The organism is Hymenobacter daeguensis, assembly GCF_054780555.1.
Window position 1 is genome coordinate 91822 of the sequence record NZ_BAAGWC010000012.1, and the last position, 18996, is coordinate 110817.

The window sequence follows — 18996 nt, forward strand, 5'->3', positions numbered from 1 at the left end:
CGGCCCGGCGTTTCGCCATTGGTAATTTCTTCGCGCTGCCCTATGACTCCCACCGCTACCCTGCTGCAACAAGCCCTCGACGCCAACCCGCAAACCTTCTTCCTGTACGATGCCGACGCAGGCCAGGTAGTGTTTGTGAGTGCGGCCTACGAGCAGCTTTTTCCCGGCCTGCGGCGCGAAAACGCCACCGCCGACCTGCCCCGCCTGCTGGCCCACCTGCCGGCCGAAGACCAGAAATACGCCCTGCACTGCCTGAATGAGCTCATTGCCGGGCACCACTGCGACGACCTGCTGCTGCGCCTGCAGCCCCGCCCCGATGTGCCGCTGCGCTGGCTCTCGCTGCAGGCCCAGCGCAGCCGTGGGCCGGAGGGCCAGGTGCTGCTGTCGGGCACGCTGGAAGACGTGACGGTGGAGCAGGAGTACCTGCGCAACGCCGACAAGTACATGGCCAAGAAGAACACCACGCTCGAAATTCTGTCGCACGACCTGGCCGGGCCGTTCAATATGCTGCAGCAGCTGGCCGGGTTTCTGGAAGAGAAAACCAAAACCCTGCAGGATGCGCAGGTGCAGAAGATGCTGCGCGTCATGCGCGATACCTGCCGCGACAGCGTGAGCCTCATCCGCGACTTCGTGGACGGCGAGTTTATGGATTCGGCCAACGTGGATTTCAAACCCATCCGCGTCGATTTGGTGCAGAACATCGGCCAGGTGGTGGACATGTACCAGCAGGGCGAGCACTTGGTGGCCAAGCACTTCTATTTCAGGCATTCGCAGCCCACGGTGTATGTCGAAATCGACAACAACAAGTTTCTGCAGGTCATCAACAACCTGATATCGAACGCCATCAAGTTTACCCGCGAAGGGGGCCACATTACCGTAGGCCTGGAACAGCACCCCGACTACGTGCTCGTGACCGTGGCCGACGACGGCGTGGGCATTCCGGCCCACCTGCTGCCCGTGCTGTTCGACCGCTTCACGCCGGCCCGCCGCCCGGGCCTGCTGGGCGAGAAAACCACCGGCCTGGGCATGCACATCATCGAAACCATTGTGCGCCTGCACCACGGCCGCATCTGGGTGGAGAGCCAGGAGAACGTGGGCACCACCTTCTACATCCAGCTGCCCATGCCCAATGGGGCGGCGGGGTAGCCGCACTGCCAGGCGAGCGCCGCCCTCGCTGCCCCACGCCATGATTTCGCTCCTCACCTTCCGCCTGCACGGCACTATTCCGGCCGCCACCGGCCGCGAGCTGACGGCCGCGCTGCGGCTGGCGCAGGAAGCCGGCATCGGGCACCGCCGCGCTCAGAAGCAGTTTTTTGCCCGGTTCGATGCCGTGCTGGACCGCGCGCCCATCGGCCCGCGCTACTTCGAAAACGAGAAAATGGCCGAGGTGCTGGCCGGCGAAATCATGATGCTGGAAGAAACCGGCTTCACGGTGCACGGCTTCGCCATATTGCCCAACCACGCGCACCTGGTGCTGGAGCTGCCCGATACCAGCCCCCTGTCCTTTGCCAAAGCCATCGACCTGCTGCACCTGCGCACCAGCACCTATTGCCGCCGCCTGGTGCGCCCCAGGCTGCCGCCCGAAGCCGAGTTCTGGCAAATCGGCTGGCACGAATACGGTGTGCAGGACGCCGCCGAGCTCGCCCGCCTGCTGGCCTACGTGCGCGGCAACGCCCGCGCGGCCGGCCTGCCCGCCCGGTTTCAGGACTGGCCGTATGTGCAGGAGCAGTGAGCAACTGAGCGTTGGGCCAGCCGGATTTCTTTTCGGCGTGTGCGGGGCAGGGCTGCAATCCCCGTCAGCCGCCAGCCCGTAACTCCGGCCACTTATGCGCCTGCTGCTCCTGCTTTTTCTGTGCTTGCCCGGCCGCGCCGCGCCCGCGCCGCCCGATACGCTGCGGCCCCTCAGCCCCGCCCGCCTGCTGCGCTACACCTACGCCAACGACCTGTTTTTCCGCACCGATTATTACTTCACGCAGGGCATGACGCTCACGCTGGTGCATCCGGTGCTGGCCCGGCTGCCCACGCGGCACCTGCTGGCCGGTGGCCCGGCTGGCAGCACGCAAACGTATGGCGCTACGCTGCGCTATGATGGATTTACGCCGCTGCGCATTCAGGACGCCTTTATCCGCGTTGGCGACCGGCCTTACGCGGCGTACCTGTACGCCTCGGTTTTCCGCGTCAGCAATGCCCCCGACCAACACCAGCAACTCACTACCGCCCTGGAGCTGGGCTTCATGGGCCCGGCGGCGGGCGGCAAAGCGCTGCAAACCGCCATCCACCGCATCACCGGCAATGCCGAGCCGCGCGGCTGGGACTACCAGGTTCGCAACGCGCCCATTGTCGGCTACCGGGTGGCAGCGGAAAAGCGGCTGGCCGCCGTCCGATATGCCGAGCTGCTGGGAGCGGCCGAGGTTTCGCTGGGCACGCTTTACTCGTATGCCGGCACCGGACTACACCTGCAAACCCGCCATTCGCCCGCCCACGAATCGCGCCTGAAGCTCTATGCCGCGGCCACGCTCGATGGCCGCCTCATCGGCTACGACGCCACGCTTCAGGGCAGTCCGCTCTCGTCTCACAACCCGTACACGCTGGCCGCCGGCGCAGTGCGGCGGGCCGTGGTGCGCAGCTCCGGCAGCGTGGCGCTGGGCCGCGAAAGACTTCGGTTTGAGGCCACTGCCACTTGGGTTTCGCCGGAATTTGCGGGCGGCCGGTCGCACCGTTGGGGACAGCTGGGCATGACGGTGGGGTTTTAAAACCCTCGGAATGTTGCCCTTATTTAGCCCGGTGAATAATCAGCACGCCCGCCAGAATCACCACCATGCCCACGAAGTGCCACACATTGAAGGCCTCGCCATCGAGCGCGCCCAAGGCCAGCGCCACAATGGGAATGAGGTAGGTGCTCGACGAAGCAAACAGTGCCGTTGATTGCTGAATCAGCTTGTTAAACAGCACCATGGCCACGGCGGTGCTCATGGTGGCCAACAGCGCGATGTAGCCGAACGCCGTCCAGGCCCCCGGTGCGGTGGCCAGCTTGTGCAGAAAATCGGTGCCCAGCAACAGGTACGCCAGCGCCGGCCCACCAATGAGCATGAGCAGCACCGATGTCACCGTAATCGGTGTCAGCCCGCCCAGCTTGTGCTTGATAACGTTCACGCTCAGGCCGTAGCCGATGGTAGCCGCCACAATGTAGAGGCCGTACCAGGCATTGCCCTCGCCGGTGGGCGTGGCAGCGCCGCCGCTGCCGCCAAGCTGCAGCATGACCACCGTGCCCGCCAGCCCCAGCCCGATGCCCAGCACCCGCAACCCCGTAAGCCGCTGTCCAAACAGCAGCGCCCCCACCAGCAGCGTAAACACCGCCGTAAGGGCATTGAGCACCCCCGCCAGCCCCGAAGCCAGCCGGGTTTCGGCGTAGGCAAACAGGAAAGCCGGCAGCAGCGTGCCCACCACGCCACTCAGCGCCAGCCACTTGAAGCGGCTGCGCGCTACCTGTCCCACTTGGCGCAGGGCAAACGGCAACAGCAGCGCCGCCGCCACGCTCACCCGAATGGCCCCCAGCTCCAGCGCCGAAAACACCACCAGCCCCTTCTTCATCAGAATAAACGAGGTGCCCCAGATGCAGGCCAGCACAATGAGCAGCGCCCAGGCCATGGGCGTGGTGGCGGCCGGCGCGGGCGCAGCCAGGGCTTCGGCGGCTTCCAGCGAGGCACTTTCGTCGGCCGTGCCGGGCAGGGAATTTTCGCGCAGGCCGGGGGCCGAAGCAGGAGTGCGGGCGGGGGTGGGAAGCATGGCGCAAAGGTACGCGGCCCCACCCGGCGGCGGCCCCGGCCCATGCGGCCCGCCGCGCCACCTGATTTTTATCAGCCGGATTCCCGACACCCGCACCTGTTGGCTCCTGAACCCACTCAGCAGCCTGATATTCGTCAGTTTTCCGGCCGAACCCTACTTATGCCTCGGCTGTTGTGATATCCTACCGAAATCCTGCCGTAATTTTGTCGTCCGATTTCGTGTCGATTTACGCTATGTCCCATCCGTTCAAGGCCGTCAGCCTGTCGTTCAAAAAAGCCCCGCTCGCCATCCGCGAGTTGCTTTCGCTGGACGAGGCCGCCTGCCGCCGCTTCCTGCACACACTGCACAATGAGCTGGGTCTGAACGACCTGCTGGTGCTGAGTACCTGCAACCGCACCGAGGTGTACTACGCCGCCGAAGACAACCGCAGCCGCGAAATCATCCTCGCCCTCGGCAATTTGAAGAACCGCGCCGACATCGGCCAGTTCCTGCCCTACTTCGACCTGCTGCCCACTGCCGATGCGGCAGTGCAGCACCTCTTCGAAGTAGCCATGGGCCTTGACGCGCAGGTGGTTGGCGACCTGCAAATCAGCAATCAGGTGAAGATGGCCTACCAGTGGTCGGCCGATGCCGATGCCGCCGGCCCGTTCCTGCACCGCCTGCTGCACACGGTTTTCTTCACCAACAAGCGCGTGCAAACCGAAACCAGCTTCCGCGACGGCGCCGCGTCGATAAGCTACGCCGCCCTGGAGCTGGTGGAAGAATTGACCGCCGACGTGGCCAACCCCAAGGTTTTGGTGGTGGGTCTGGGCGAAATCGGGGCCGATGTGTGCCGCCACCTGGCCGCCAGCAAGGCGTTTGGCGAAGTGGTGCTCTGCAACCGCACCCGCGCCAAGGCCGAGGCACTGGCCGAGGAGTGCGGCATGCGCATCGTGGATTTTGAGGAGCTGGTGCCGGCGCTGAAGGATGCCGATGTCATCATTTCTTCCATCAACCGGGCCGAGCCCTTTTTCACCAAAGAGCTGGTGCAGCACCTCGACGTGCTCAGCTTCAAGTTCTTCATCGACCTGAGCGTGCCCCGCAGCATTGCCGCCGATGTGGAGCAGGTGCCCGGCGTGCTGGTCTACAACATCGACGCCATCCAGAGCAAGGCTTCGGCCGCGCTCGAAGTGCGCCTGGCCGCCGTGCCGCAGGTGCGCGCCATCATCGGCGAGAGCATTGCCGGGCTGCAGGAATGGAGCAAGGAAATGATGGTGTCGCCCATTATTCAGAAGGTGAAAGCCAGCTTGGAGCAACTGCGCCAGGAAGAGCTGGACCGCTTCCAGAAAAAAGCCACCCCCGCCGAAAGCAAGCTCCTCGACGATGCCACCCGCTCGCTGATGCAAAAAGTGCTCAAGCAGCACGTACTGCAGCTGAAAGCTGCCTGCAAGCGCGACGACGCCGGCCAGCTGGTGGAGCTGCTGGGCGAGCTGTTCGACCTGGAGAAGCACAACGAGCCGGCGGCGTAACGCCTGCCAGCCCACCTTACACGCAGAAAGCCGCTCATCGAGCGGCTTTCTGCGTGTTATAGCCCGCGCCTGGCCTCACGGATGGGCCGCCACCCACTCGGTGCCGTCCTCGTATTCCTCGCGCTTCCAGATGGTTACCACCTGCTTCAGCGTGTCGATGATGTACTGGCAGGCGGCGAAGCTTTCGGCGCGGTGCGGCGTGGCCACGGCCACTACCACGGCCACGTCGCCCAGGGCCAGCGTGCCCTTGCGGTGCACCACGGCCACGGCCTGCAGCATGGGCCACTTTTCGTAAGCCTGGTGCACAACGTGGCCGAGCTGGGTGAGGGCCATGCTGTCGTAGGACTCGTAGTGCAGGCGGCGCACCGCCCGCCCGCCCGACTGGTTACGCACCGTGCCGATAAAGGAATTGACCGCGCCGGCGGTTTCGGTTTGCACGGCGGCCAGGGCGGCGGCCACTTCAATGGGCTGGTCGGTGATGGATAGATGAGGGGTCATCAAGTCATTGATATTAAAGAATTAGCATCCGTCATCCTGAGCACAGCGAAGGACCTTACCCCAGCCGGACAGCTTGCGCTGGCGTGAGAAGGTCCTTCGCTGCGCTCAGGATGACGGACAACAAAATACTAGCCGCCGGCAACGGGCGGAATGAGGGCAATTTCATCGACGGTGCGCAGCGGCTGGTCGAGGCTGGCGTACTCGTTGTTGACGGCCACGGCGCAGCTTCGCAGCTCGCCCAGGGCGGGGTACTGCCGGCGCATCTCGGCCAGCAGCTCGCCCACGGTAGCGGGGGCCGGGGCCGGCAGCTCAATCACCGACGTCCCCACTATTTCGCGGGTGATGCCGTAGAGGGCGACTTTTAAAGACATATCTTTCGACGTAAATGTGGCGGATGGCGGCAAGGAGCAGCTCTGGCTACGGGCCCTGGCCCGCCGCCTGAACACCTTTCCCGCTTCCCGGGTTTACCATAGACTGGCTGTCTTACGTACAGCCGAGCAAAATTGGTGATAAACGTGCTTCCATCCGTACCTGCCCCGGCTGCATCGCCGGCCGTTGCCCCGCTCTACGACCAGCACGGCCGCCCGCTGGAATACCTGCGCCTGGCCGTGACGGACCGCTGCAACCTGCGCTGCTTCTACTGCATGCCCGAGGAAGGCATCAAATACATGCCCAAACACGAGCTGCTGAGCTACGAGGAAATGCTGCGCCTGACCGGCCTGCTGGCGGGCCTGGGCGTGCGCAAAGTGCGCCTGACCGGCGGCGAGCCCTTTGTGCGGCGCGACCTGGTGCCGTTTATGGAAAAGCTGGCCCAGCTGCCGGGCATCGACGATATTAGCCTGACCACCAACGGAGTGCTTACGGCGCCGCACGTACCCGCCCTCGCTCGGCTGGGCGTGAAAGCGGTGAATCTCAGCCTCGATACGCTGAACCGGGAGCGGTTTTTCCAAATTACGCGGCGCGACGAGCTGCCCAGGGTGCTGGACACCCTGTACGCGCTGCTCGGTGCCGGCATTCAGGTGAAAATCAACGCCGTGGTAATGGACGGCCAGAACATCGATGACCTGATTCCGCTGGCCGGGCTCAGCCGCGAGCTGCCGGTGGATGTGCGCTTCATCGAAGAAATGCCCTTCAACGGCGGCAGCCACGCGGCCGGCCCGGCTTCGCTGCCGTGGAACCACGTCCGCATTCGCCAGCACCTGGAGGCGCATTTTGGCCCGCTCGCCCCGGTGACCATGGCGGCCGGGGCCACGGCCGCCGACTACCGCATTGCCGGGCACCAGGGCCGCGTGGGCATCATTGCAGCGTATTCGCGCACCTTCTGCGGCACCTGCAACCGCCTGCGCCTCACGGCTGAGGGCGGCATCAAAACCTGCCTCTACGACCAGGGCGTGCTCGACACCCGCGCCCTGCTGCGCGGCGGCAAAACCGACGAGGAGATTGTGGCGGCCCTGGCGGCGGCCTTCCGCTTCCGGGCGGCCAATGGCTTTGAGGCCGAGCGGCAGCGCCCCCTGCACCAGCTCAGCTTCGAGAGCATGGCCACCATTGGCGGGTAAGCCGGCAATGGACGCTGGCAGCGGGCCTGCTACCTTGTGCCTGGGCGGGGCCAGTACCCCCGCCGCTCAGCCAGATGAAAGCCGTCCTGATAATTATTGGTATCCTGACCTGCTTGTATGTGCTGCTGTGCGCAGCGCTGTATTTCAAGCAGGAGAAGCTGCTTTTTGGCCCCACTCCCCTGCCGGCCAGCTACCGCTTTCACTTTCCCGGCCGGTTCGAGGAGCGGTGGACTACGGCTGCCGATGGCACCCGGCTGCACGGCCTGCTTTTCCACGCGCCCGATACCAAGGGGCTGATTTTTTACCTGCACGGCAACGGCGGCGCGCTCGATAGCTGGGGCGAGGTGGCGGCCGTTTACACGGCGCTGCACTACGACGTGTTTCTGCTCGACTACCGGGGCTACGGCAAGAGCGGCGGCACCATCAGCAACCAGGCGCAGCTGCTGGACGATGTGGATACCGCCTACCGCCAGCTGCAGCCCGAATATCCGGAAACCCGCACGGTGATTTTGGGCTACTCGCTGGGAACCGGGCCGGCCACCTGGCTGGCCGCCCGGCACCAGCCCCGGTTGCTGGTGTTGCAGGCGCCCTATTTCAGCATGCGCGACATGGCCCGCCAGCGCTACCCTTTCGTGCCGGGCTTCGTGCTGCGCTACCCCATGGCCACCAACGAGCTCATCGGGCAGGTGAAAGCCCCCATCTTGTTGTTCCACGGCGACCGCGACGAGGTGATTCCCCACAGCGCCACCCTGCGATTGAAGGCCCTGCTCAAGCCCGGCGACGAGCTTATTCTCTTGCCCGGGGCCGGGCACAACGGCATGACTGACAACGTGCAATACCGCCGGGAGCTGGCACGACGGCTCTAAGCCGGTGACAGCGCAACGGCGGTTTCTCACCAGCGGCCATTATTTTTTGCCGGTTTTTCTTCTTCTACCGGTTAAATAATTGGCGGCGAATAGCAGGTCTGCCCGCAAAATCGCGGAATACCGGAATCAACTACTCGCTAGATTCCCAAATAATTACAAATTCAATGCCTTGATTTATGCAAAACCATGTGGCAATAATAAAATTATATTATCAATAATTTATCAACAAAACACAATTTAAATACTGTTTAATTGTAAGTAAACAGGCTTTTTATCGGTGATAATTAAGGTATATTTGCTAATCGCCTGATATCGTTACGTGCTATTATATGTCCGAATTTTACAATTTAAACAACTCTGTATCTACCTCTCCCCCGCCAGCTGCAGAAACGTGCAGCGAGTGTTCATCTCCGGAGTCCGAGCTTGAGCAGCTACAGCAGCAGTTGGCCGCTGCCCAGGCCGAGCTGCGGGCGCAGCGCGCACAAATTCAGGAACTGGAGCTGCGCCTGGCCGAGCAACGGGAAATGTATACCACCGTACTCGACCAGCTGAAGGTTGAGGTGGTGATGTTTGATGCCGAGCACCGCTACCAGTATGCCAACGCGCAGTGCTTCGGCGATGCGGAAATGCGGCAGTGGATGATTGGCAGGGATGATTTTGCTTATTGCGAACACCGGCAGCGCCCCCTGGACCTAGCCACCATGCGCTGGGAAAAGTTTGAGGAAGCCGTGCGCACCCGCGCCGAAGTGGCCTGGGAGGAAACCTTCCCCACTGCCCAGGGGCCGCAGCAGATGCGGCGGCACTTCATCCCGGTGTTTGCCGCCGACGGCGCTTTGCGCATGATGGTGGGCACGGGCTCCAACGTAACCAAGCGCCGCCTGGCCGAGCAGAAGCTGGCCGAGCAGCGCGAATTCTACGAATCGGCCCTCAACCACATTCCCAGCGACATTGGCGTGTTTGATGCCAACGGCCGCTACCTGTTTGTGAACGCCAGCGGCATTAAGGACCCATCCAAGCGGGAATGGGTGATTGGTAAAACCAATTTCGACTACTGCGCCCAGTACGGCATTCCGATTGAGCTGGCCGAAGAGCGGCAGGAACGCCTGAACGAGGCCTTCCGCGAGCGCAGGCTGGTGACGTTTGAGGAAACCTTTGACCGGCCCGAGGGCATCCGCCACCAGTTCCGCTGCCTGCAGCCGGTATTTTATCCCGACGGCTCGCCGCGCATGGTGGTGGCCTACGGCCTCGACATTACGGAGCGCGTGGGCACCGAGCGCGCCCTGCGCCACGCCAAGCTGGCGGCCGAGAGTGCGGTGCGGGCCCGCGAGATTTTCCTGGCCAACATGAGCCACGAAATTCGCACGCCGATGAACGCCATTCTGGGCATGAGCCAGCTGCTGGCCAAGACCGACCTGGCCCCCGACCAGGCCAGCTACCGCCAGGCCATCACCACTTCGGCCGAGCATTTGCTGGTGATTATCAACGACATTCTGGACTTGTCGAAGCTGGAAGCCGGCAAGATGGCCCTGGAGCAGGTGGGCTTCACGCCCACGCACCTGCTGGCCGAGATTGAGCAGACGCTGCATTACAAAGCCGAGGAAAAGGGCCTGCGCCTGCTCACCCGCGTGGCCCCGGGCGTGCCCCGCGTGCTGCTCGGCGACCCCTACCGCATCCGGCAGGTGCTGCTGAACCTGGCCGGCAACTCCATCAAGTTCACCGATTCGGGCTACGTGGCCATTACCTGCGATTTTGTGCCCGAGGCCGACGGCGGCACCGGCAAGGTGATGTTCCGGGTGGCCGATACCGGCATTGGCATCGAGCCGGAGTTTGTGAAGCACATCTTCAACGAGTTCAGCCAGCATGACTCGTCGGTAACGCGTAAGTTTGGCGGCACGGGCCTGGGCCTGAGCATCACGCGCAACCTGCTGAAGCTGATGGGCAGCGACATTCAGCTCGACAGCACCCTGAACAAGGGCACCGTGATGCAGTTTGCCCTGAGCCTGCCCGTGGGCAAGACCGAGGACCTGGCCCCCAAGGTGCTGCTGCCGGCCGACAGCCCGGCCCGCCAGTTCCTGCGCGACAAGCAGGTGCTGCTGGTGGAGGACAACCGCTTCAACCGTCAGATTGCCAAAACCTTCCTTAGCCACGCCCAGGTGCAGGTGACCGAAGCCGAGCACGGGGCCATGGCCGTGGAGCTGGCTCAGCACACGCGCTTCGACCTGATTCTGATGGACATTCAGATGCCGGTGATGGACGGCTACGCGGCCACGGCGCTGCTGCGCCAGCAGCTGGGCCTGTCCACGCCCATTGTGGCGCTCACGGCCAATGCCGTGAAAGGCGAGCGCGAAAAATGCCTGTCGGCGGGCATGAACGGCTACCTCGCCAAGCCCTTCAAGGAAGAAGAGCTGCTGCGCGTGGTGGGCGACTGGACCATCACCATGCCGCTGCCTGCGCTGGAGCCCGAGCCGGAATCGGCGTCCGACCTTCTTCAGCCTCCCGCCGAGCCCGCTGAAGCGCCTGCCGTGAAGCTTTACGCCGTGGAAGACCTGCTGCAGGCCGGGCAGGGCGACCTGGAGTTTGTGTCCTTTATGCTGGAAACCTTCGTGGAGAGCTGCGAGGAAGCCATGAAAAGCCTGGCCATGGGCATGCAGGAGGAAAATATCACCATTCTGAAAACGACGGCTCATACGCTCAAGCCCAACCTGGTGCACCTGCACGCCCTGAACCTGCTGCCTCCGGTAGAGGCCCTGGACCAGTGGCAGGGGCCTTTCGAAGCGGCAGGCCTGAAGCCGCTGGTCGATTCCATCCGGCTGCTGCTGCACGATGTGGTGGCCCAGATTCGGCTGGATATGGCGGCGTAGTGCCGGCCCTGATTCAGCCAGCGAAAAGCCGCTTTACGACCATCGTAAAGCGGCTTTTCAACTTCAGAAACCGTTGGAAACGTTTGCTGGAATCCTCGCTGAAATTTAAAATCTGAGGCAACTTCTGCGGGTAGCCGGCTGTTGCAACGCCTTACTTTTGCCGCAACCCGGGCCTGCTTTGGGGCTGGGAAAGCACGCAGAAAAGCGCTTGCCCCCTATGAGTTCACTGGCTTCCTCGTCCCCGTTCATTTCCCGCAAAGCGCACCGCGTTGCGGTGGGCGTCTTGTTTTTTCTGCTGGGGCTGTGCTTTGCTACCTGGGCTTCGCGCATTCCGAGCATTCAGCAGCGCATGGGCATTTCGGAAGCAGGGCTGGGCGGCGTGCTGCTCGCCATTCCGGTGGGCCAGCTGCTGACGCTGCCGCTGGCCGGCTGGCTGGTGGCCAGGGAGGGCAGCCGCAAGGTGGTGCTGTATGGGGTGGCGTTCTACGCCACGGCGCTCGTGGGCTTGGGCTGGGCCAGCAGCCTCTACCAGCTGCTGCCCTGCCTGGTGCTGTTTGGCGTGGGCGGCAACCTGACCAATATTTCGGTGAATACGCAGGCGGTGGGCGTGGAGCGGCTGTACCAGCACAAGCCCATCATGGCCTCCTTTCACGGGCTGTGGAGCCTGGCAGGCTTTGTGGCGGCGGCCGTGGGCTCGTTCATGATTGGCCACGCCGTGGTGCCGGGGCTGCATTTTATTTTTATTGCGCTCTTTATTCTGGCGGGCCTGGCGGTGGCGGCCGGCTACACCGTGCGCGAAGACAGCGGCTCCGACCCCGACCAGCCCATTTTCGTGAAGCCCGACAAAGGCCTGCTGGGCCTGGGCATCATCGCCTTCTGCGCCATGATGTGCGAGGGAGCCATGTTTGACTGGAGCGGGGTGTATTTCAAGAAAGTTATTCTGGCCGATAAAGCCTGGGTGGGCGCGGGCTACACGGCTTTCATGAGCACCATGGCGCTGGGCCGCTTCGGGGCCGACTGGCTGGCGCACCGCATCGGACCGAAGCGCGTGATTCAGCTCTCCGGCCTGCTCACGGCCACGGGCCTGACCATTGCGGTGCTGCTGCCCGAGCTGCCCACGGCGCTGCTGGGCTTTCTGCTGGTGGGCTTTGGCACGTCGGCGGTGGTGCCGCTGGTGTATAGTGCGGCGGGCAAGTCCACGCACATGTCGGCAGGCATGGCGCTGGCGTCGGTATCGACTATCGGGTTCTTCGGCTTTCTGCTGGGGCCGCCGGTGATTGGCATGGTGGCCGGCATCACCAGCCTGCGGGTTTCGTTCGCGTTTGTGGCCTTTATGGGGCTGTGCGTGTCGGCGGTGGCCAGCCGGGTGCGGGTGTAGGCTTTTATCGAAAGCCGTCATGCTTCGGCTGCGCTCAGCGCGACGGCTTTTTTTAGTCCTTTGTTTTCAGCCCACTACCGGCGCTGCACGGCGGCTACGGCGGCCAGGTACTTCTCCAGCACCAGCCGCTCGTCGAACTTGGTTTCGGCGAGGTGGCGGCTGGCACGGCCCATGGCTTCCAACTCGGCTTCGGGAAGCTGAAGCACTTTGAGCATCTTGGCCGCCAAATCCTCGCCGCTGCGCACCTGGCAGAGGTAGCCGTTGAGGCCGTCGACCACGGTTTCGCGGCAGCCGGGCACGTCGGTGGTCACGATGGGTTTGCCCACGGCGGCGGCTTCGAGCAGGGTTTTGGGCGTGCCTTCGCGGTAGCTGGGCAGCACCACGCAGTCGGCGCGGTGCAGGTGGGCGGCCACATCGTCGGAACGGCCCAGGTACTCGATGTCGCCGGCTTTCAGCCACTCCTCGAACGTGGCGCGGGGCACGCCCACACCGCCGGCCTCGTCGAGGCCGCCGAGCAGCTGGATGCGCGTGCCGGGCAGCACCGAGCGGATGATTTTGGCGGCTTCAAAATATTCGACCACGCCCTTCTCATAGAGCACCCGCGCCACCATCAGAAACACGAACGGAATCTGGCGCGTGAACTGGCCGGCGGGCCGGAACCTGCGGGTGTCGACGCCGGAGCCGGGCAGCAGGTCGGTGATTTCGGGGCGCACGAGGCCGTTGTCGAGGAACAGCTGGCGGTCGTCGCCGTTCTGAAAGAATATTTTGGCCGGGAAGCGGAAGGCGAAGCGGTAGAGGCCCAGCGCCACCTTGCTCACGAAGTTTCTGATGATGAACACCGTGCCCAGCCCGCTCACGTTGTTGATGCTGGGGATGCCGGCCAGCCTGGCCGCGATGCTGCCGTAGATGTTGGGCTTGATGGTGTAGTGGAGCACTACGTCGGGCCGCTCGCGCCGGTAAATCTGGTAGAAGCGGCGCGTGAGGGCAGCGTCTTTCACCGGGTTGGTGCCCTTGTTTTCCATCAGGATAGGCACGAAGCGGCAGCCCAGCTCGGTTTCGAGGCGCGCCGAGTAGTCGTCGGGCGGGGCAATGGCCAGCACTTCGTGGCCGGCCGCCTGCAAGGCGCGCACGAGGCTGGCGCGAAAATTCCAAATGTTCCAGCTGGTATTGATGACGAGGGCGACGCGCACGGGTAATTTAGGGTAAGAGGGTAAGAGGGTATGGGGGTAGGAGGGCATGGGCTGGCAAAGGTCGGGCCTACGGCGTTATGTCGGCCCGCTTACCGGCCAGGCCCCCTCCTGCCCCCGTGCCCGCTTGCCCTCATTTCCTCATTATTCCGGTACTTTGTGGGCTCTTTGCGTGTTATCTCAGCCATGAACCTTCGATTTTCGGCGCTTTTGCTCCTGCTGCCGCAGCTGGCCCTGGCCGGGCCGCCGCAGCTGCCGGGCCAGGCCCTTTTTCAGAAAAACTGCGCCCGCTGCCACGGGGCCAACGGCAAAGCCGGCCTCAACGGCGCGCACGACCTCACCAAAAGCAACCTCAACGCTTTCGGACGCACCTATATGGTTACGAAGGGCATGGGCAAGATGCCGGCCTTCGAAAAGGTGCTCACCCCGGCGCAGGTGCAGCAGGTGGTGGCCTATTCGCTTACACTGAAGTAGGGTGCGGGGCTTGCCCCCGCCCGTCGTTGCACGACCTCCGTTGGGTTTGCAACGTACCCTTTATTTGTTCAACGACGGGCGGGGGCAAGCCCCGCACCCTACTCTGATTTCAATACTCATGGCAACAACCCAATCCGGCGGCCGCAAGCCCGGCAACAGCACCCGCCACGTCGGCGCCGTCGATGGCGTGAAAGGCCGGGCCGGCCGCATTCTTTTGAAAGCCGCCGACAACGGCACCTACGAAACCGCCAAAGAGCAGGAAACCGCCGTGCTGGTGTCGGTGCCCCCGCGCCGGCAGTCCGAAGCCCAGACCACCGAATACCTCGACGAGCTGGCCTTTCTGATTGAAACGGCCGGCGCCACCGCCACCAAGCGCTTCGTGCAGCGCCTCGAAAAGCCCGACATCCGGACCTACGTGGGCGAGGGCAAGCTGGCCGAAATAAAGGCCTACGTGCAGCACGAGGGCACCAGCATGGTGGTGTTCGACGACGACCTGTCGCCGTCGCAGCTGCGCAACCTGGAGGCCGAGCTGCTGGTGAAAATTGTGGACCGCTCGCTGCTCATCCTCGATATTTTCGCGCTGCGGGCCAAGTCGGCCACCTCGCGCACGCAGGTAGAGCTGGCGCAGTACCAGTACCTGCTGCCCCGCCTCACCGGCCTCTGGACTCACCTGGACAAGCAGCGCGGCGGCGTGGGCATGAAAGGGCCGGGCGAAACGGAAATTGAAACCGACCGCCGCATCGTGCGCGACCGGATTGCCTTCCTGAAAGAAAAGCTCGAAGACCTGGACAAGCAGAGCCACACCCAGCGCAAGGCGCGGGGCGGCACCATCCGGGTGGCGCTGGTGGGCTACACCAACGTGGGCAAAAGCACGCTGATGAACGTGCTGGGCAAGGCCGAAGTCTTTGCCGAAAACAAGCTTTTTGCCACCGTGGACGCGACTACGCGCAAAGTGGTGCTGGACAACACCCCGTTTCTGCTGTCGGACACGGTTGGGTTCATCCGCAAGCTGCCCACCAAGCTGATTGAGAGCTTCAAGAGCACGCTCGACGAAATTCGGGAGGCCGATTTGCTGCTGCACGTCGTGGACATCTCGCACCCTGGCTTCGAGGAGCAGATTCAGGTGGTGAACGACACGCTGGCCGACATTGGCGCGGCCGACAAGCCGGTGCTATTGGTATTCAACAAGATAGACCAGTACAAGCCCGACGATGCGGAGCAGGACCCCTTCGGCGAAGTGCTGGAGGCCGAGGACGACGGCACCGCCCCGCGCCCGCCGCTGGCGCAGCTGCAGGCCACCTACATGGCCAAGCTGCACGACCCGGTGGTGTTCATCTCGGCGCAGGAGCGCACCAACCTGGACGAGCTGCGCGAACTCATCGGCAAGCGCGTGGCGGCCCTGCACCAGCAGCGCTACCCGTACCAGTCCAACGCCTGGGCCACCGAGTAGCCGGTCGGCCATTACCAAATGATTACGGCCGGGCACAGGCCGTGAACGTTGAATGAAGAATTGCGTAAGGGCGAAGGCCGTGCTTATTCAGGCACGGCCTTTTTGCTTATGCGTTCAATCAACTTACTCCGCTTCGGGCTGCCGGCATTGCTCCTGAGCATGGGCCTGGGAGCAGCCGCGCAGGACATTCCCGTGTACCCGCCGCCCGCCCCGCTCGACACGGCCGGCCTGGGCAGCACCGACCGCCAGACGTTTGCCAACTCGCAGGTGGTGGGCATGGGTCCCAGCAAGGGCCTGATTGTGAAATACGAGCGAATCCCGGGCAATTTCAGCCTGAAGAGTACGGCCGTGAACGCCGGCGTGCCCGACTACCGCACCGAGGTGAGCAAAAACGCCAACCTCGTCATCAAGGCCTACGCGCCGCTGCTCAACCACCCGCACCTCAAGCTCATTCTGGGCCTGAACTACGACCGGCAGGAGTTCCAGTTCAGCACGCCCGCCACCACCGACCAGTACGGCCTCTACAGCAACATCGAGAATAAGGGCCTGAGCATCATCGGGGCGCAGCTGGCTGTGATTCGGCCGGTTGATGCGGTGCACTGGTACATCTTCCGCACCAAAACCGAGCTGAACGGCGACTACAATTCGAATGAGCTGAACGTGAGCGACTACCTGAAGGTCACGTCCGAATTTATCTACGGCTGGAAGCGCAGCCCCACGTTTGCCTGGGGCCTGGGCGTGCAGCTGGGCTACACGCTGGGCCGCCAGAGCATCTACCCGGTACTGGTGTACAACCGCAGCTTCAACCCGCGTTGGGGCGTGGAGGCGCTGTTTCCGGCGCGCGTGCTGGTGCGGCGCAACCTGTCGTCCTCGTCCTTGCTGTTTGCCGGCTACGAGGTGGCCAGCAACAACTACAACCTGAAGCTGCGCACGCCCTTTGCCGCGCCCAACAACCCCACGGTGCGCTCGCTGGAGCTGCGCCAGATTGACCTGAAATTCCGCCTGCGCTACGAGCAGGAGCTGCTGTCCTTTCTCTGGACGGGCATCGAGGCCGGCTACCGTTACAACTACCAGCTCAACGCCTTCGACCGCACCAACAGCACCCGCGACCGCATCATCGACAGCCAGCTGGGCGGCGTGCCCTACGCCAGCCTGGATTTGTTTATCGTGCCGCCTAAAAAGCTGCTGCAGAAGGCCGAGCGCAGCCGCAAGTAGAGCTTTCGAGCAATAAGGACGTCATGCCCCGGCTGCGCTCGGCATGACGCTCTTATTTCATCTTGCTCTTCGCGTGCGCTTGTGCGCGCCGCTTCACGCCCTTCAGCCACTTGTAGGTGGCTTCCTGGGCCTGCAGGGGCTTTTCGCCTTCCGCGGCGGGAATAAAGGCATTCGCAAAATCGCGGGCCTTCACGTTGTCCTGGCGCTGGAAATCGAGCAGCTGGCGCACCTCGGCGCGCAGGCTCTCGTCGAGAATAGGGAAGGCGACTTCCACGCGGCGGTCGAGGTTGCGCGTCATCCAGTCGGCGGAGGAAACGTAGACTTTCTCCTGGCCGCCGTGCCCGAAAACGTACACCCGGCTGTGCTCCAGAAAGCGGTCCACGATGCCGCGCTGGTGGATGTTGTCGCTCAGGCCCGCCTCGCCCGGCACCAGGCGGCCAATGCCGCGCACGATGAGCTCGACGCGCACGCCGGCCCGGCTGGCGTCGTAGAGCTTGCAAATCATGGGCTCGTCCTCCACGGCGTTCACCTTGAGAATGATGTAGGCGTCCTTGCCTTTTTTTGCCTGCTTGATTTCGTAGTCAATCAGCTCGTTGAGGCCGGGGCGCAGGCCGAAGGGCGCCACCAGCAGCTGCTTCAGCTCGGGCACCACGCTTTGGTCGCGCAGGTAGCCAAACACGGCGGCGGCCTCGTGGGTCAGCTCCGGGTTGGCGGTGAAGAGGCCGTGGTCGGTGTAGAGGTCGGCGGTGCTTTCGTTGAAGTTGCCGGTGCTGAAGTAGGCGTACTGGCGGGTGGTTTCGTCGGCCTCGCGGCGGGCAATGAGCAGCAGCTTGCTGTGCACCTTCAGCTCGGGCGGCGTGAAGATGACGTGGGCGCCGGCCCGCTTCAGCTTGTCGGCCCAGAAGAGGTTGGATTCCTCGTCGAAGCGCGCCTTCAGCTCCATCACCACCGTCACCTGCTTGCCGTGCCTGGCGGCTTTGATGAGGTTTTTTACCACGGCGCTTTTGCTGGCCACGCGGTAGAGGGTGATGCTGATGCTGGACACGCGGGCATCGGTGGCGGCTTCGCGCAGCAGGCGCGTCACGTAGTCGAAGCTTTGGTACGGCAGGTGCAGCAGGTGGTCGCGCGCGCCGATGGCCGCCAGCAGGCTGCCCGAGCGCGGCAGCGTGGGGTGCGGCAGCGCGGGCCGCTCGGGGTAGTGAAACGCGGGTTCGTCGAACGCGGGGAAGCCGAAGAAGTCGCGGAAGTTGTGGTAGCGGCTGCCTTCCACCAGCTCTTCGTCAGTGATGCCGGTTTTTTGCTTGATGGCGCGCAGCACTTCCTTCGGCATCTCGGGGTCGAAGAGCAGGCGGGCGGGGAAGCCAGTGGCGCGCTTGGCCAGGCTGCTGCGGATTTTCTCCATCAGGTCGCCCGACACCTCTTCCTCGATGTCCAGCTCGGCATCGCGCGAGAGCTTGATGGCGTTGACCGCGACCTGCTGGTAAGCCGGAAACAGCTCGGCCGCCCCCACCCGAATGACATCGTCCAGAAACAGCACGTAGCGCTCGTCGCCCTCGTCGGGCAGGCGCACGAAGCGGCCGCCGTGGCGCTTGGTGGGCAGCTCCATCACCATCACGCGCTCAGCTTCCAATTTGGGCTTCTGGGCTCTGGGCTGGGTGAGGAAGAAGGTGAGGTACACGGTCTGGTCCTTCAGAAACAGGTGGTGCAGCGTCTCATCGAGCACCACGGGCGAGAGCAGGTTCTGCACCTTGTCGCGGAAGTACCGGGCCGTCCACTCGCGCTGTTTGTCCGTCAACTCGGCCTCGCTCAGCAGGTGGATGTGCTGCGCGTTGAGGGCGGGCAGCAGCTGCTCGCGAAAGGTCTGGCCAAATTCTTCCTGCTGGCGGGCTACCTCGGCCAGCACTTCCTTCAGCAGGCGCTTGGGGCTTTCGCCGAGCTTGGCGCGGGTTTTCTTTTTGAGCTTCACCAGCCGCCGCAGCGTGGCCACCCGCACCTTGAAAAACTCGTCGAGGTTGCTGCTGAAAATGGCCAGGAACTTGAGGCGCTCCAGCAGCGGCACGGTATCGCTCTGGGCTTCTTGCAGCACGCGGGCGTTGAAACGCAGCCAGCTCAGGTCGCGGGAGAGGGTCTTCAAGAGAGTGATGAGTTTTGAATTATGAATTATGAATGGGCGCTGATATTGCTTGTCAGCCATATCATCCAAGCGCTTCGCGAGTG

16 protein-coding genes are annotated in these 18996 nt (G+C 63.5%); 11 read left to right on the forward strand and 5 right to left on the reverse strand.

Annotated features, from left to right (window positions below; all coding sequences use genetic code 11):
- The first annotated feature begins 42 nt into the window (after window positions 1-42).
- The 3 genes from ACYVHT_RS14350 to ACYVHT_RS14360 all read left to right on the forward strand — a co-directional run bounded on the left by ACYVHT_RS14350 (window position 43) and on the right by ACYVHT_RS14360 (window position 2753).
- Complete coding sequence (locus ACYVHT_RS14350; protein WP_460552999.1) at window positions 43-1146, forward strand: PAS domain-containing sensor histidine kinase; 1104 nt, start codon at window positions 43-45, stop codon at window positions 1144-1146.
- Between the two features lie 40 nt (window positions 1147-1186).
- A complete protein-coding gene (locus ACYVHT_RS14355; protein WP_460553002.1) occupies window positions 1187-1732 on the forward strand; it encodes a transposase in 546 nt (181 codons plus the stop codon).
- A 94-nt stretch (window positions 1733-1826) separates the two neighbouring features.
- Window positions 1827-2753: a lipid A-modifier LpxR family protein gene (locus tag ACYVHT_RS14360; RefSeq protein WP_460553005.1), complete on the forward strand. Its 927-nt coding sequence runs from the start codon at window positions 1827-1829 to the stop codon at window positions 2751-2753.
- Between the two features lie 19 nt (window positions 2754-2772).
- On the opposite strand, the gene ACYVHT_RS14365 is transcribed toward ACYVHT_RS14360, so the two are convergent.
- Window positions 2773-3786, reverse strand: a complete 1014-nt coding sequence (locus ACYVHT_RS14365) for a DMT family transporter (RefSeq protein ID WP_460553008.1) — start codon at window positions 3784-3786, stop codon at window positions 2773-2775.
- Window positions 3787-4019: 233 nt separating this feature from the next.
- Here ACYVHT_RS14365 and hemA point away from each other — a divergent pair, with 233 nt between their 5' ends.
- Complete coding sequence (gene hemA, locus ACYVHT_RS14370) at window positions 4020-5294, forward strand: glutamyl-tRNA reductase (RefSeq protein WP_460553010.1); 1275 nt, start codon at window positions 4020-4022, stop codon at window positions 5292-5294.
- Window positions 5295-5369: 75 nt separating this feature from the next.
- Here hemA and ACYVHT_RS14375 read toward each other — a convergent pair whose 3' ends face one another.
- Both ACYVHT_RS14375 and ACYVHT_RS14380 read right to left on the reverse strand, forming a co-directional pair.
- Entirely contained in the window at window positions 5370-5792 is a 423-nt protein-coding gene (locus tag ACYVHT_RS14375; protein ID WP_460553013.1) for a molybdenum cofactor biosynthesis protein MoaE, read from the reverse strand.
- A 128-nt stretch (window positions 5793-5920) separates the two neighbouring features.
- Window positions 5921-6163: a MoaD/ThiS family protein gene (locus ACYVHT_RS14380; RefSeq protein WP_460553016.1), complete on the reverse strand. Its 243-nt coding sequence runs from the start codon at window positions 6161-6163 to the stop codon at window positions 5921-5923.
- A gap of 144 nt (window positions 6164-6307) precedes the next feature.
- Between ACYVHT_RS14380 and moaA the strand changes: the two genes are divergently transcribed.
- From moaA to ACYVHT_RS14400, 4 genes are all read left to right on the forward strand, one after another.
- Window positions 6308-7348, forward strand: coding sequence for a GTP 3',8-cyclase MoaA (gene moaA / locus ACYVHT_RS14385; protein WP_460553019.1), 1041 nt, complete (start codon window positions 6308-6310; stop codon window positions 7346-7348).
- Window positions 7349-7422: 74 nt separating this feature from the next.
- Window positions 7423-8214 (forward strand): alpha/beta hydrolase, encoded by a 792-nt coding sequence (locus tag ACYVHT_RS14390; RefSeq protein ID WP_460553022.1) that lies wholly within the window; start codon window positions 7423-7425, stop codon window positions 8212-8214.
- Window positions 8215-8657: 443 nt separating this feature from the next.
- Window positions 8658-11075 carry a response regulator gene (locus ACYVHT_RS14395; RefSeq protein WP_460553025.1) on the forward strand — a complete coding sequence of 806 codons (2418 nt, stop codon included), beginning with the start codon at window positions 8658-8660 and terminating at the stop codon, window positions 11073-11075.
- 124 nt (window positions 11076-11199) lie between these two features.
- The gene (locus ACYVHT_RS14400) at window positions 11200-12453 is read left to right on the forward strand and encodes an MFS transporter (RefSeq protein ID WP_460553138.1); all 1254 of its coding nucleotides are present in this window, start codon (window positions 11200-11202) and stop codon (window positions 12451-12453) included.
- A gap of 74 nt (window positions 12454-12527) precedes the next feature.
- Here ACYVHT_RS14400 and ACYVHT_RS14405 read toward each other — a convergent pair whose 3' ends face one another.
- Window positions 12528-13643: a glycosyltransferase family 4 protein gene (locus tag ACYVHT_RS14405; RefSeq protein WP_460553028.1), complete on the reverse strand. Its 1116-nt coding sequence runs from the start codon at window positions 13641-13643 to the stop codon at window positions 12528-12530.
- A gap of 183 nt (window positions 13644-13826) precedes the next feature.
- On the opposite strand from ACYVHT_RS14405, the gene ACYVHT_RS14410 reads away from it, so the two are divergent.
- The 3 genes from ACYVHT_RS14410 to ACYVHT_RS14420 all read left to right on the forward strand — a co-directional run bounded on the left by ACYVHT_RS14410 (window position 13827) and on the right by ACYVHT_RS14420 (window position 16779).
- Complete coding sequence (locus ACYVHT_RS14410; RefSeq protein WP_460553031.1) at window positions 13827-14114, forward strand: c-type cytochrome; 288 nt, start codon at window positions 13827-13829, stop codon at window positions 14112-14114.
- Between the two features lie 118 nt (window positions 14115-14232).
- Window positions 14233-15564: an HflX GTPase family protein gene (gene hflX / locus ACYVHT_RS14415; RefSeq protein ID WP_460553034.1), complete on the forward strand. Its 1332-nt coding sequence runs from the start codon at window positions 14233-14235 to the stop codon at window positions 15562-15564.
- A gap of 108 nt (window positions 15565-15672) precedes the next feature.
- Complete coding sequence (locus ACYVHT_RS14420; RefSeq protein WP_460553037.1) at window positions 15673-16779, forward strand: hypothetical protein; 1107 nt, start codon at window positions 15673-15675, stop codon at window positions 16777-16779.
- A 52-nt stretch (window positions 16780-16831) separates the two neighbouring features.
- Here the strand turns inward: ACYVHT_RS14420 and ppk1 are convergent, their stop codons facing one another.
- The gene (ppk1, locus tag ACYVHT_RS14425) at window positions 16832-18913 is read right to left on the reverse strand and encodes a polyphosphate kinase (RefSeq protein WP_460553040.1); all 2082 of its coding nucleotides are present in this window, start codon (window positions 18911-18913) and stop codon (window positions 16832-16834) included.
- Window positions 18914-18996 lie beyond the last annotated feature (83 nt).

What these genes read in the sequence shown, in the direction of transcription:
- ACYVHT_RS14350 (WP_460552999.1), top strand. Translation starts at nt 43, where the DNA reads ATGACTCCCACCGCTACCCTGCTGCAACAAGCCCTCGACGCCAACCCG.
- ACYVHT_RS14420 (WP_460553037.1), top strand. Translation starts at nt 15,673, where the DNA reads ATGCGTTCAATCAACTTACTCCGCTTCGGGCTGCCGGCATTGCTCCTG.
- ACYVHT_RS14355 (WP_460553002.1), top strand. Translation starts at nt 1,187, where the DNA reads ATGATTTCGCTCCTCACCTTCCGCCTGCACGGCACTATTCCGGCCGCC.
- ACYVHT_RS14360 (WP_460553005.1), top strand. Translation starts at nt 1,827, where the DNA reads ATGCGCCTGCTGCTCCTGCTTTTTCTGTGCTTGCCCGGCCGCGCCGCG.
- ACYVHT_RS14410 (WP_460553031.1), top strand. Translation starts at nt 13,827, where the DNA reads ATGAACCTTCGATTTTCGGCGCTTTTGCTCCTGCTGCCGCAGCTGGCC.
- ACYVHT_RS14375 (WP_460553013.1), bottom strand. Translation starts at nt 5,792, where the DNA reads ATGACCCCTCATCTATCCATCACCGACCAGCCCATTGAAGTGGCCGCC.
- ACYVHT_RS14390 (WP_460553022.1), top strand. Translation starts at nt 7,423, where the DNA reads ATGAAAGCCGTCCTGATAATTATTGGTATCCTGACCTGCTTGTATGTG.
- ACYVHT_RS14365 (WP_460553008.1), bottom strand. Translation starts at nt 3,786, where the DNA reads ATGCTTCCCACCCCCGCCCGCACTCCTGCTTCGGCCCCCGGCCTGCGC.
- hflX (WP_460553034.1), top strand. Translation starts at nt 14,233, where the DNA reads ATGGCAACAACCCAATCCGGCGGCCGCAAGCCCGGCAACAGCACCCGC.
- ACYVHT_RS14380 (WP_460553016.1), bottom strand. Translation starts at nt 6,163, where the DNA reads ATGTCTTTAAAAGTCGCCCTCTACGGCATCACCCGCGAAATAGTGGGG.
- hemA (WP_460553010.1), top strand. Translation starts at nt 4,020, where the DNA reads ATGTCCCATCCGTTCAAGGCCGTCAGCCTGTCGTTCAAAAAAGCCCCG.